At 43.6% G+C, this 13565-nt stretch carries 15 protein-coding genes; 2 read left to right on the top strand and 13 right to left on the bottom strand.

Annotation, left to right across the window (positions count from 1 at the left end; translation table 11 throughout):
* Together QVP40_RS07200 and QVP40_RS07195 are read left to right on the top strand one after the other, a co-directional pair.
* Positions 1-679: YitT family protein (locus QVP40_RS07200; RefSeq protein ID WP_288200375.1), on the top strand; the 679-nt coding region annotated here is incomplete at its 5' end.
* A 79-nt stretch (positions 680-758) separates the two neighbouring features.
* Positions 759-950 carry a hypothetical protein gene (locus QVP40_RS07195; protein WP_022067796.1) on the top strand — a complete coding sequence of 64 codons (192 nt, stop codon included), beginning with the start codon at positions 759-761 and terminating at the stop codon, positions 948-950.
* Positions 951-1072: 122 nt separating this feature from the next.
* Here the strand turns inward: QVP40_RS07195 and QVP40_RS07190 are convergent, their stop codons facing one another.
* From QVP40_RS07190 to QVP40_RS07130, 13 genes are all read right to left on the bottom strand, one after another.
* The gene (locus QVP40_RS07190) at positions 1073-2734 is read right to left on the bottom strand and encodes a sensor histidine kinase (RefSeq protein WP_022067795.1); all 1662 of its coding nucleotides are present in this window, start codon (positions 2732-2734) and stop codon (positions 1073-1075) included.
* The gene (phoU, locus tag QVP40_RS07185; protein ID WP_022067794.1) at positions 2731-3393 is read right to left on the bottom strand and encodes a phosphate signaling complex protein PhoU; all 663 of its coding nucleotides are present in this window, start codon (positions 3391-3393) and stop codon (positions 2731-2733) included. Before phoU ends, QVP40_RS07190 begins: the two co-directional genes overlap by 4 nt.
* A 1-nt stretch (position 3394) precedes the next feature.
* Positions 3395-4153, bottom strand: coding sequence for a phosphate ABC transporter ATP-binding protein PstB (gene pstB / locus QVP40_RS07180; RefSeq protein WP_022067793.1), 759 nt, complete (start codon positions 4151-4153; stop codon positions 3395-3397).
* Between the two features lie 6 nt (positions 4154-4159).
* A complete protein-coding gene (pstA, locus tag QVP40_RS07175; RefSeq protein WP_022067792.1) occupies positions 4160-5062 on the bottom strand; it encodes a phosphate ABC transporter permease PstA in 903 nt (300 codons plus the stop codon).
* Positions 5052-5909 (bottom strand): phosphate ABC transporter permease subunit PstC, encoded by an 858-nt coding sequence (gene pstC, locus QVP40_RS07170; RefSeq protein WP_022067791.1) that lies wholly within the window; start codon positions 5907-5909, stop codon positions 5052-5054. The genes pstA and pstC overlap by 11 nt, the downstream gene beginning before the upstream one ends.
* A 92-nt stretch (positions 5910-6001) precedes the next feature.
* Entirely contained in the window at positions 6002-6862 is an 861-nt protein-coding gene (locus QVP40_RS07165; RefSeq protein WP_022067790.1) for a substrate-binding domain-containing protein, read from the bottom strand.
* A gap of 131 nt (positions 6863-6993) precedes the next feature.
* Complete coding sequence (locus QVP40_RS07160) at positions 6994-7809, bottom strand: hypothetical protein (RefSeq protein ID WP_022067789.1); 816 nt, start codon at positions 7807-7809, stop codon at positions 6994-6996.
* Complete coding sequence (locus QVP40_RS07155) at positions 7802-8311, bottom strand: RNA polymerase sigma factor (RefSeq protein WP_022067788.1); 510 nt, start codon at positions 8309-8311, stop codon at positions 7802-7804. Before QVP40_RS07155 ends, QVP40_RS07160 begins: the two co-directional genes overlap by 8 nt.
* Before the next feature lie 97 nt (positions 8312-8408).
* Positions 8409-8669 (bottom strand): hypothetical protein, encoded by a 261-nt coding sequence (locus tag QVP40_RS07150; RefSeq protein ID WP_022067787.1) that lies wholly within the window; start codon positions 8667-8669, stop codon positions 8409-8411.
* 173 nt (positions 8670-8842) lie between these two features.
* Positions 8843-10150, bottom strand: coding sequence for an FAD-dependent oxidoreductase (locus tag QVP40_RS07145; protein WP_022067786.1), 1308 nt, complete (start codon positions 10148-10150; stop codon positions 8843-8845).
* Between the two features lie 403 nt (positions 10151-10553).
* Positions 10554-11216: a MerR family transcriptional regulator gene (locus QVP40_RS07140; protein ID WP_022067785.1), complete on the bottom strand. Its 663-nt coding sequence runs from the start codon at positions 11214-11216 to the stop codon at positions 10554-10556.
* Between the two features lie 168 nt (positions 11217-11384).
* On the bottom strand, positions 11385-13148 hold the full coding sequence (locus QVP40_RS07135; protein ID WP_022067784.1) for a cache domain-containing sensor histidine kinase: 1764 nt from the start codon (positions 13146-13148) through the stop codon (positions 11385-11387).
* Positions 13138-13509 (bottom strand): helix-turn-helix domain-containing protein, encoded by a 372-nt coding sequence (locus QVP40_RS07130; protein ID WP_288200374.1) that lies wholly within the window; start codon positions 13507-13509, stop codon positions 13138-13140. Before QVP40_RS07130 ends, QVP40_RS07135 begins: the two co-directional genes overlap by 11 nt.
* Positions 13510-13565 lie beyond the last annotated feature (56 nt).

Here is a 13565-nt window from a genome sequence, read left to right as displayed (position 1 = left end):
CACCATGATCAACGTTATCCTGAATGCCATTCCTGTTTTTATAGGGCTGAAGTTTATCGGAGTTAAATTTACCATGAGTTCCTGTGTGGTGATCGTTCTGTCCAGTATTCTGACAGACCTTATTCCCTCACAGCCCATTACCTACGATCCGCTTCTGATCAGTATTTTCGGTGGACTGATCAACGGTTTTGTAGTCAGTCTCTGCCTGATCGGAAATACAAGCAGCGGCGGAACTGATTTTATTGCCATTTATTTTTCAGAAAAAAACGGACAGGATATCTGGAATTACATCCTTTGCGGAAACGCAGTGATCCTGGTTGTTGCAGGCCTGCTTTTCGGATGGGATAAAGCGCTTTATTCCATTATCTTCCAGTTTACCTCCACTCAGGTAGTACAGATGCTCCATCAGCGCTACAAAAAACACACTCTGTTTATTATTACAAGGCATCCTGATGAAGTCTATGAAGAAATTTCCAAGCTGTCCCATCACTCTGCCACAAGAATCGACGGTACCGGCTGCTACAGCGGCGACAATACGGCAATGATCTATTCTGTAGTGTCCAGGGACGAAGCAAAGGTCCTTGTGAAAAAAGTTACGGAAGTGGATCCTCAGGCATTTGTAAACATTATAAAAACAGACTTTATCAACGGAAGATTCTATTATAAAACCGATTATTAAAAAATTGTATTTTTTCTTTCTGTTTTCTTGATTCTTTCGCTTTCCGGAATTATAATCAGATAAAGGAGAGTGATACTTTATGAAGGAAAAGTATGACGAAAAAACAGAGGTTCCTTTTACCTGTACGCCGGAATATGACCGCAGCTCCTGCGGAAACTGTGTATGTGCCACCTGCTATGAACAGGAATTCTGTGACCGTTGCCGGACCTGTGAAAATCAGTCCCGGAAAAAAAAATCCTGCTCTGCTTATGAGGGAGCCTACTGCTACTGAACACACCCACACAAAAAGAGTACGGATATCATCTGGTATGATGTCCGTACTCTTTTTACTTTCGCTGCAGTCCTCCTCAAAATTCCTTTTCCCGGAAATCCATCCTGTCCTGCAGGGTATGATTATGCCTGTTTCGGCAGGGTCACTGTAATCTCAGTTCCTGAATCCACTTCGCTTGTCAGCTTCAGTGTTCCTCCCAGGAAGGCAACTCCGTGCTTTACAATAGAAAGTCCCAGGCCGGTTCCTCCGATCTCCTTGGAATGGCTTTTATCCACCCGGTAGAACCTCTCAAACACCCGGTTTCTGTCCTCTCTCGGGATTCCGATTCCATTATCCTCCACAGAAATCTGAATGGCATTGCCAATATCTTTCAGATGAATGGTCACTGTGCCATTGTCCTTATTGTACTTGATTCCATTATCGCAGAGATTATAAAGAATCTCCTCAAAAATCGGGCGCACAGTGCGGCAGATCAGTCTTTCTCCGTCAATGTAAAGATGCACGTTCTTTTTCTGCGCGATTTCTTTCAGGTTTCCACATACATTCCGGGCAACGGAATAGATATCCACATTTTCCCACTCATAAGGATTTTCTCCTTCGTCAAGCTGAGAAATCTTAATGGTATCCTCCACAAGCTGGATCAGCCTCTGAGCCTCCCGGTAAATCCTGCCTGCAAACTTTTTCACATCCTCTTCCTTCACAAAGCCGTCCTGAATAATCTCGGCAAAACCTGAAATAGAGGTCAGAGGTGTTTTCAGCTCATGAGAAACATTGGCAGAAAACTCCCTTCTGAGGTTTTCCCGCTGGATTTTTTCTGTTTCATTCATCAGAAGCAGCACTGCGCCTACGATTTTTCCGTCTCTTGTAACCGGATTTGCGATCAGCTGCACAAATTCATTATCCAGACGAAGAAGAGCGTTTCCGTGTTTTCCCTCCAGAACATGTTCTATCACCTTTCTGAAATCCTCATCTCTGTCAAGAGAGTATACGCTTTGGCCTATGCCGGGTTCATTTACCTGAAAAATCCTCCAGGCGCTTGAATTACCGGAAAGTATCATAGTATAAGGATCGATCACCAGAAGACCTTCCTGCATGTTTTCTGTAATAATAGAAAACTCCTCCTGATTTCTCCTTGCTTCCTCCAGCTGTTTCTGTATCTGGCGGTTCTGCCGGTTTATTTTTCCCAGAAGAGGAGCCACCTCTTCATAAATTTCATTTTCTCCGGGCTTTTCCAGATCCAGTTCATTGATGGGTTCCACGATCTTTGAAGCAACCTTTGACGCGATCACTCCTGCTATGATCAGCATTACAAAAATAATACAGAGTACCGGCTGTACAAGCTGCAGAATCAGAGCAAATACAGAATACTGTGTACTGGATACACGAAGAACAGAATTATCGGAAAGTCTTATTGCAGAGTAGACTGTCTTTTCTGAAAGCGTGTCGGACATACGTACCGCCTCGCCTTTCCCCTTGCTCAGCGCCTCCTGAAACTCTTCACGATTCTTATGGTTCTCCATTTTGTTTTCATCTGCTGTATTGTCATACAGGACATTTCCATTCTCATCTATATAAGTAATTCTGGAATCACCGTATTTGATCTGCTCCAGATACTCCTGCCCCTGCTGCTCTACTCCGTAAGCCAGATATCTGGCTTCCTTTTCCAGCTCACTGTTCAGCTGCTTTCCGAAATACTGATAAAGAATTCCCATAACAAAGGCAACCCCCAGTATCAGAACTGCTGCTGAAGCAAGAACTGTAGACTTAAAAATCTTTTTTGTCAATTCTTATTTCCTCCCATTTGGTGCTCATTGTTTCTGTGAATGCCTGTAATAGAATACTCCACCCATTCTGCAATGTTCACCGCATGGTCTCCGATCCTCTCCATGTACTTTGCAGTCATCAGAAGATCCAGCCCTGCTTTGGCATCCATATTTTTGTAGATCAGATCAGCCAGCTTGTTTTTTGTCTGATTAAACAGCTCGTCTACAAGATCGTCATCATCAATAACCTTACGACAAAGCGCCAGATCCGCTTTCACAAACGCGTCAATGCTTTCTGTTACCATATGAACGGTTTTTTCCGCCATTCTGGCAATTTCATCCGGAATCTCCACAACGCTTCGGTCAATAAACTTGGAAAGGTCTGCGATATCTGCCGCCTGGTCTCCGATGCGTTCCATATCAGAGATCATTTTCAGAGCCGCGGAAATCTCACGAAGATCTCTTGCCACCGGCTGCTGATGAAGAAGAAGCCGCATACAGATGGCCTCGATCTCCCGCTCCAGTCCGTCGATTTCTCTATCTGTTTCAAAAACCTCTCCGGCGCAGTCCTCGCCCTGGATTGCCTTTGCAGAAAGAGCAATTACCTTTTCGCAGAGACTTCCCATGGTAATGATCTGTACATGAAGCTCTTCCAGCTGTCTTTCAAAACGTGTTGCCATATCAGCCAAACCTCCCTGTAATATAATCTTCCGTTCTTTTATCCGCAGGCATGGAGAATAAAGTATCTGTATCATTAAATTCTATCACTTCTCCCAGAAGGAAGAAAGCGGTTTTGTCAGAAATACGTGTTGCCTGCTGCATATTATGAGTTACCATAACAATGGTGTAGTCCTTTTTCAGCTCCATTGCAAGCTCCTCAATCTTTGAGGTGGAAATAGGGTCAAGGGCAGAGGTCGGCTCATCCATAAGAAGAACCTCCGGCTGCACTGCCAGAGCCCTTGCAATACAGAGCCTCTGCTGCTGGCCTCCGGACATTCCCAAAGCGCTCTTTTTTAACCGGTCCTTTACCTCATCCCAGATTGCAGCATCCCGAAGAGATTTTTCCACAATATCGTCAAGTTTTGCCTTGGAACGGATGCCGTGGGTTCTGGGGCCGTAGGCAATGTTGTCATAGATACTCATTGGAAATGGATTGGGCTTCTGAAACACCATTCCCACTCTTTTTCTCAGAAGATTCACGTCCATATCCCCGTAAATATCTTCTCCGTCAAGCTCCACCTTTCCTGTGATCACACAGCCCTCAACAAGGTCATTCATTCTGTTCAAAGATTTAAGAAGAGTTGATTTTCCGCATCCGCTGGGCCCGATAAAAGCAGTGATCTCCTTTTCCGGAATATGCATATTAATGTCTTTTAAGGCATGGAAACTGCCGTAATGAAGATTCATATTTTCAATAGAAAGCTTTGTATTATTACTCATGTATCCTTATCCTTTCGCAATTCGTTTTGCTGCTTTTCCTGACAGCCAGTTAATAACCAGTACAAAAACAAGAATTACAACCGCTGTGGCAGATGCCTGATTCATGTGGAGGCCTTCACTGGAAAGCACATACATGTGAAGAGCCAGTGTACGTCCGGATCCCATCAGATTGGGAACCTGGGCAACTGTACCGGAAGTATAAAGAAGGGCTGCTGTTTCACCGATAATACGTCCGATTGCAAGAATAATTCCTGCCAGAATCCCCGGAACCGCTGAAGGAAGCACAATGGTAAAAATCGTGCGCAGCTTTCCTGCTCCCAGTCCGAAGCTGGCCTCTCTGTAAGAATCCGGAACTGCCTTCAAAGCCTCCTCAGAAGTTCTCATAATAAGGGGAAGAACCATGATCACCAGTGTACAAATACCTGCCATAAGAGACATTCCCCACTGAAGGGCTGTCACAAAAAACAGCATACCGAAAAGTCCGAATACAATAGAAGGAATACCGGAAAGTGTCTCTGCTGTAATACGGATCACCTTTACCAGACGGTTGCCCTTCTGAGCATATTCCACCAGATAGATAGCGGCAAAAATGCCTATGGGAGCCGCAATTACAAGTGTCAGAACAGTCATAATAAAGGTATTGATAAGAGAAGGCATCAGCGATACATTCTCAGAATTATACTCAAAGCTGAAAAGCTCAGGTGTCAGATAAGGAATACCTTTTATCAGAATGTACCCTACCAGAAAGATCAGTACCGCAAAGGTCAGTACTGCAGCCAGTCCTGTCAGAAAAGCAAGAATACCGGAGCCCGGATGGCGCAGGTAGGAACGAAGCTGATCTGTAAGGGAAGAGCTGTTTCTCTTTTTTGAATTGACCTGTGAATTCAAAGCCGCAGCATTAGTTTGCATTTTCCGCCCTCCTGTTCAGTAATGAAAGACTTAAGTTAATGATCAGGATAAAGACAAACAGTACCACACCGGTAGCAATAAGCGCCTCTCTGTGCATACCTGTCGCATATCCCATTTCAGTAACAATATTTGCAGTCATAGTACGAAGTCCCTTGAGAATCCCCTGAGGCATTCTGGCCTGGTTTCCCGCTACCATAATAACCGCCATAGTCTCGCCAATGGCACGTCCGATTCCAAGAACCACAGCTGCAAGAATACCGGATTTTGCCGCCGGAAGCATTACGCGGAAAATGCTACGTTCCTTTGTGGCTCCAAGAGCCAGAGAACCTTCATAATAGCTTTCCGGAACACTGCGGAGCGCTGATTCTGTAGGTCCGATAATGGTTGGAAGAATCATAATTCCAAGAAGCAGGGACGCTGCCAGCCAGCTTGTTCCTGTTCCTCCAAAGGTTTCCCGGATCATTGGCACCATGACCACCAGACCGAAAAATCCATATACAATAGAAGGAACTCCTGCCATCAGTTCAATACCTGATTTTAACGGTCTGTAGATTTTTTTCGGACAGTAACGGGCCATAAATACAGACGTAAGCAGAGCTACGGGAACTCCTACCAGAATTGCTCCCCCGGTTACATAGATACTTGCCACGATCATTGGAAAAATTCCATACAGATCGTTGGAGGGCCGCCATTCTGTTCCAAAAAGAAATTCCAGAGGACCTATTTTTCCTATTGCCGGAATTCCGCTGGCAAAAAGAAAAAGACAGATCAGGAATACTGCCAGTACAGAAGCGCAGGCAGCAACCATAAATACAATTTTCATTCCCCGTTCTTTGATTTTATTCATAAAATGATTTCTTCCTCTCTAACTTCCTGACTGCAGAACGGAAGCCCGGATTTCCGGGCTCCTCTGCGTTCTGTCATGTTATGCAGGTTTTATTACTCTGCCAGATCTTCCCATTCTGTTGTCTCGCCTGTGAAGATTGCTTTTACCTGATCGCTTGTCAGATCCTCAACCTCATTTTCATTATTTACGACTACCGCAATACCGTCTTTTGCAATTACAGTAGCTGTAAGATTCATCTCTGTTTCCTCATCTTTCAGTTCACGGGAAGCCATTCCGATATCACAGATGCCTTCTGCTGCAGATGTAACTCCTGTTGTGGAATCGCTCTGCTGAACCTCTACTGTAACGTTTTTGTTCACTGCTTCATAAGCCTCTTTCAGTTTTTCCATTACAGGAGAGATGGAGGAGGAACCAGCTACAACAACCTTACCTTCCACATCTGCTGCCTCATAAGGTTTTGCTTCTGCATCAGCTTTGATATAACCGTTGTCCTCAACGATCTGCTGACCTTCTTCGCTCATAATATAGTTCACAAAATCCTGTGCTGCCTCGCTTACTTTCTCGCCTGTTACAATGTTAAACGGACGGGAAACTTTATATGTATCATTTGCAACGTTCTCAGCAGTTGCCTCAGCTCCGTCGATTTTTACAGCCTTTACAGTATCGTTAAGAGATCCAAGAGAAATATATCCGATTGCATTCTCATCGCCTGCTACAGTTGTCATCATAACGGAAGTGCTGTTTGTGATGCTGGCATCAACTGTTGTCATATCAATTTTTTCGCCGTCTTTTTCTTCCTGGATGCCGAACAGCTCAATAAAAGCGCCTCTTGTTCCGGAACCATCCTCACGGGAAATTACATTAATCGTTCCGCTTGCCGCACTTGCTACAGTTGCAAATGCTGTTGTTCCGATTACTGCTGCTGCTAAAATTCCTACGATTTTTTTCTTCATGATAAGTCTCCTCTTTTTTATAAATAATGTTTTGTATTTCTCATTGACAAGTGTCATTATAGGCAGGGAAAGTTAAAACCAAAATCCTGCCTGCGTAAAATCTTTGTAAAAAAGAAAAGACTTCCCTATTCTCATTCCTGATACATCTGAAGAGTTTCAGAAGCATCTGTTTCCTGTGCTGATTCTTCCGGAAGAGTTACATGAAGCTCTGTTTTCATTACATCTGCCGCGCTTTTGGCGTCTTCCAAGTACGCAGTTCCCATGCAGATGATCTCCTCGGGAAATTCACTTTCTGTGGATTCTCTTTCTGCAGAAACATAGATTTCCATGCAGTCATCCTCTGTAAGAACGAAATCCATAGAATTTGTAAAAATTGTATTCTCCCCTCCATGCTTTACACCAAACCCAATTCTGACAGGCTCCAGATTATGCTTCTCTAAATACTGACCAATCGTCATGTCCCCTTCCTTACCAAGGTAATATACAGAGTCTTCTTCCATAGCATCTTGTGGAATCAGAAGGTATTTTCCCGGTTCCAACGCCTCTGCCCGTGCAGAAACATGAATACTGTTTCCCTGAACCAGAACCTCTTTCACTGAAAAATTAATCATAGAATCTCCTGTTTCCTTATAAGTAACTTCCTTGTTAATATCACTTTGCGCATTTTCCGGCAGCTCCTGTCCTCTCAGCTTCCAGAAATCTGTGATCCCCAGATATTTTTCTGCTGCAAAAACAGACACGCCCAAAATCAGGATAGCGGCAAAGGATAAGATCAGGACACGTCTGCGTTTACGGCTTCTGCCCTGGAGAGAGAAGGAAGCAATTTTATCTCTTCCGAAATCCGGCTGCTGTTCCCGAATTTTATTAAGGGCTGCCTCTATCCTGTCTGTAACGATCTCCGGCACCTCTGTTTTTCCCGAAAAAATTTCAAATAATTTGTTATCCATAGATTTTTCCTCCTTCCAGCTCCCGTTTCAGCAACTTCCTGCCTCTGGCAAGTCTGGTAATCACCGTATTGCGGCTGATATCCAGAAGCTCCGCGATTTCTCTTGTATCCATTTCTCTTGTGTAATACAAAAGAAGAATGATCCGGTATTTTTCATCCAGGCAGGAAAGAACCTCTTTCCATTCACAGTCTATGTACCCGCTGTCCTCAAAAGCAGATTCCTGCATTTCTGCCTTTGACTGTATCCTGCTTCTGTGTTTTAAAATATCCTTACACTGGTTAATCAGGATCCGTATCATCCAGGTTTTAAAATAAGCGTCTTTTTTCAGGGTTTCAATCTTTTCGTAACACACCAGAACAGTTTCCGAAATGGCGTCCGCAGCATCCTCATCATTGCCCAGATACGTCCAGGCCACTCGGTACATGCTCTGTGTACACAGCCTAACCAGCTCTGCAAAAGCAGAAGAATCTCCCCTTTTGGCCTTTCTTACCAGTTCTTCCATTTTTACTGCTCTCCTCTCTGTTTTCTTATATACATTAGACGAAAAACAGAACTTACCTATTTCATCAAATTTTTATTTATAAAGAAAGAGCCGATGATCACATCAGCCCTGTAATTTTTTTCGCATGTTCCAGTTCATTTTTGTGAACCAGAATTTCATATTCATATGTCTCGTCTGCAGGAATGCCGGCGCTTCCTGTCCTGCCGCGCATGGTCCCTGCCTCTGCCCACTGGCCCATGCGGTTTTTCACCTTATGTTTGTAGGTGATTCCGACCTGTTCCAGCTGTTCACGCAATTTGTTAAATAATTTCATGTCTGTTCCGATCCACAGACTTTCGGAATTTAATAATGTGAGCATAGACATTCCTCCCCTTTTCCGCTGCGAAACCTGACTGTCAGTTATAATTTCACTATAAACTGCAAGTCCGATAAATGCAAGGGAGAATGTTTTCACATAAGGGGGCCCTTTATCTTTCCCTGCTTTTTAGATAATTGGTAAATCCCTCTGAAATGCGCTTGTACAAAACCAGTCTATTTCGCCACATTTGCATCTCCGGCAGCCGGATTGTTGATCAGCTTTCCATCCTCTTCAAACCGGGATCCATGGCAGGAGCAGTCCCATGTGTGCTCCTGAGGATTCCACTTCAGCGCACAGCCCATATGGGGACAGCGCTTCATAGTAGGAGTGAGAAGCCCTACCAGAGCTTCCAGTGTATTTACAAACAGCTGCGGTTTCCATATACTTCGCGATGGATCAAAAACTGCCTCCCACCCAGTTTCCCGGCCGCAGATCATCTCTGTCAGAATATGCGCTGCTGCCATGGAGGTAGTCATTCCCCATTTTCCAAAACCGGATGCCACATACAGCCCCGGTGTGTTCGGGGAGTATTCTCCAATATAAGGGATGCCATCCAGACTCATACAGTCCTGGGTCGCCCAATAATAACCTGCCTTGCCGATACCATAATACTCCTGTACAAACTCCTGAAGCTCTTCCCAACCTCCCCCTTTTCTTCCAGTTCTGTGGCTTCCTCCACCTACCAGAAGATAATCTTTGTAATTGCGGAAGGACATGCCCTTCTGCGCCTCATCCACATACATTCCCCTTACATCTGAAACATTTTTCAGTGCCATAACATAGGAACGATGCTGATATAATTTCAAAAAATATGCGCCGTGCTTATTCAGAAAAGGAAAATGTGTTGCTGCAATCATCCGTCTGGCCGTGATTGTTCCCCCGTCATATCGGGCGCATCCCGGCGCAAGCTCCTGGATAAAGGTATGCTCATAAATATTCAGGTCTCTGGAAATATAAGCCAGAAATCTCCTGGGCTGAAACTGTGCCTGGCGTGGAAATTTCACCGCTCCTTCAGTGTCAAAAGGCAGATTTACCTCCTGCACAAACTCCGCAGGAAAGCCAAGAGTCTCCAAAGCCTGCACCTCCCGCTCTATTTTCTGCCAGTCTGTCAGAGTATAAACAAAGGCATCCTTTTCCTCAAAATCACACTCTGTTTCCTCTGCCAGCTCCCTGTATTTGCCCAGAGCCCACTGGTTGGCGTCCAGATACTGAAGTGCCTTCTCTTTCCCCTGTGTACGCAGCAGCTTTTCATAAATCAGCCCGTGCTGAGAGGTAATCTTTGCCGTTGTATTACAGGTAACCCCTCTCCCCACAGCATCTCCCTCCACAAGCACATAATCCACTCCTGCCTGCTTCAGGAACCAGGCGCAAAGTACTCCGCACAGACCGCCACCAATAACCAGCACATCCGTCTTTATATCTCCCTCAAGCTTCGGAAAAGAGGGAAATTCCACATCCCTTTCCCAGATTGACTGCCTCATCCAATTCCTCCGATTTCTTGGTAAATTTTTTTCATCATATTTTCTTAGTCTGTCCAAGAAACCAGAGAGCCATGCAGAAAGTTTTGGTTTTATCCGTGACCGTAATACGCATTCCTGCTGTATTTTAGAATAAAGCACACCAGAAAAAGGTAATCCTCATGGAATCATCAACTGCGTGCTTCCGCAAACGCAGTCTGATCAGCATCACCAGGAAAATTTCTCCTGTTCGAAGGCAGGGGGCCCGTCTAAAAATTACACTATTGTCAATATAAGATGCAATTTTTGCACTTTTATATATAAGTATAGGTAAATTATAAAATCAACAACATCTCCATCCACATCAGTGTTTTATGCTGGACTGTTAAATTCACTGGAAACAAAGCTTGAGCAGAGCGGTTGAAAGTTAATTCCTGCTCTTCAAATAGTTTAAAAATCCTGTTCCATAAGCAACCGCCAACATTCCCCATATCACTGCCGCACCAATGGAAGGTGCGTTCATATTCTGTATAGCATCCCATACACGTATGCCAAAAATAACAATCATAAAAAGCAAAACTCCCACAGCGCCTGCTCCCACAAGCCACTTTCTCATGCCCATACCCATAAAGGAAATCCCCCACACTCCTGCTGTGGCTGAATAATCTCCGAGATCTTCCAGAAGCTCCCGTACCTCTGCAAATCTTCCGCCTTTTTTCTCTTCCTGATAAACATAATTCAGATACTCTTCCAGCTTCTTGTTTTCTGGTATTTCAGCCTCCTTCATTACCAGCTTACAGAGCTCTGATGCGCCTTTCAGTTCAGTAATCTGCTCTTCCAGCACCCTTTTCTGTTCTGCTAAAATCTCCCCAGGAACTGCTTTCCCTTTTAAAATCAGTTCAATGGTTTCCACTGAAATCCCCATCTTCCGATACAGAAGAATCTGCCTGATCCGCTGCACATCTTCATCTGTATAATCCCGGTATTTACTTCCATCTTCTCTTTGTGGCATCAAAAGCCCTTTTCTTTCATAAAAGCGGATACTGCTCACATTCAGGTCTGTCAGTTTTGCAGCCTCACTGATTTTCATTATATCTTCCTCCCTCTTAATCTGTTTTACGGAGACCTTTCTCCTGAAATTGTGGAAATTATAAACCCTGAACCTGGTGCAGAGTCAAGAAATTCTTATAAATATGTATCATAAAAATACAAAATCTCCCTCCACAGAACATTTCTGCCCTGAAGAAGGAGATAAGCTTTACTTATTCAGCGGAAAGCATACGGTAATCTTTGTGCCTCTGCCTTCCTGGCTTTCTATCAGAATCCCATAGTTTTCACCATAAATAAGTTTCATGCGGTCGTCCACATTATTGACGCCGATCCCGGTAAAATGTTCCCTGGAGGCATTCTTTTTGTTCAATAAATCCCTTAAAGTTTCACTGCTCATTCCGATCCCGTTATCCTCAATCTCCACCCTCAGAAGTCCATCGCTCTGGCGTACAAAAATAGAGATAGTCCCTTTTTCGCCCTGAGGAAAAGCATGAAAAAATGCGTTTTCCACAAAGGGCTGCAGGATCAGCTTGGGAACTTTCTGTTCCTCACAGTCCGGTGTTACATAAAAATCTACGTTCACCTGATTTCCATACCGTATCTGATTGATCAGCACGTAATTTTTCAGATTTTCAATTTCTTCTTTCAGGGTAATAAATTCATTTTTGTTGCTGATGGTATTCCGCAGAAGCTGTATAAATGCATCTATCACCTGAACGGATTTTTCTTTATCCCCCTGCCAGATCAGCCACTTGACACTTGCCAGAGTATTATAAATATAGTGAGGATTGATCTGCATCTGCAGGGAATGGATTTCTGCCTCACGTTTGGATTTTTCCACCTGCATCAGTTTCTGAATATAATTATCCAGTTCTCCCAGCATGTCATTATAAGTAGCGGAAAGCTCCCGGATCTCCTGAGTTCCCTCCACCTTTACCAGTTTATCCAGTCTTCCGTCCTGCACCTTCCGCATATTCTCTATCAGCTTGGAGAGAGGCTTGGTCTGCTGCCTTACCAATATAAAAATAATCAGAATAGCTGCAGCTGTAATAGCAACTGTTACTTCTATAATATATCGGAAATCATATACACTTTCAAAGGCCTGATCCGGGTGAATTACTCCCATTGCTTTATAATCCGTATTATGAAAATTCTGCATCAGATAAACGGTTCTCTGCCCATTTTCCTGTCTGGTGATCATAGAACTTTTTTTATCCTGCATCTCCTCAAGTGCGTCCCAGACCTTTTCTATTTCACTGGATGAGGTCAGATATTCTGTATAGTTGGAAGAGATAATTTCATTATCCTGATTAAAAATCAGTATATCATTGGAACTTGTAGTAAATACCTCATAATTATTCCGGAAATCCTTCTCTTTAATTGTAAGAAGAATCACCCCATCTATGGTTTTTCCTCCATTATTGGTGATTGCCTTTGCCATCATAATAACAGGATAGCTTTTCATTACATCTGTATATCCGCCGCTTTTATATCGGCAGATCAGCTTTTTAGGCGTTTCATATGCCTGCTGGATAATCTCTGTTTCCAACAGTTCTTCCCCTGAAAGAATCAGACGTGAGGTACTGTTATAATTATATGTTTTTCCATTGTTTCCAACTAAAATCAGACTCATATCGCTGTATTTCGCAAGAGGCTGCTGCTGAAGAATTTTTTTCACATCCAGAATATTCCGGAATTCCTCTGCCGCCTCCCACTTTTCCCTGCCCAGATACTCCCGTACGGAAGAGCTTCCGCAGATGACGGAGGTAGCCGCAGTTACATTCTGAAAAAGCTCATAAATATTTTCATCAATCTGTCTGAATATTTTCTGCTGAGATTCCACAAAATTCTCTACAAAAACATCCTGGGAGGTCTTAATATTCAGCACGCTTAATGCCCCTGCCAGACATAAAATCGCCCCCAGCACCACAATAATAATCTTAAAAAAAAGTGTATTACATTTATTTTTCATCTCGCTGACCACCTGAGTTTTTCCTGTGCCGGTACTGACTTGGCGTCTGCCCCATCAGCTTCCGGAATATCCTGCAGAAGTACCCGTGATCGGAATATCCCACCGCTGCACTGATATCTGAAATAGACATTTTTGTTTCAGCCAAAAGATCGCAGGATTTTTCAATCCGCACCGTATTCAGATATCCGCTGAACCCTTCTGAAATATGCTGATTAAAATACGAAGAAATATAATGATAATTAAACCCGAATTCCTGGGCGATATCTGTCAGATCAAGTTTTTCATTATAATGTTCATTGATGTAATCTTTGATCTGAGCAACAACAGGGTCTGAATCTGAATTATTTTCAATCCCGGACACAATCTCCCGTAAACGCGCAAAGGCAATGTCATTTAGTTAAGACATTAAGCAGATGT

This window comes from Blautia sp. CAG:257 (genome assembly GCF_000433815.1).
Taxonomy (GTDB): Bacteria; Bacillota; Clostridia; order Lachnospirales; family Lachnospiraceae; genus Blautia_A; species Blautia_A caecimuris.
Note: the sequence above shows the minus strand (reverse complement) of the source record. Positions and strands in the feature narration are given on the sequence as shown.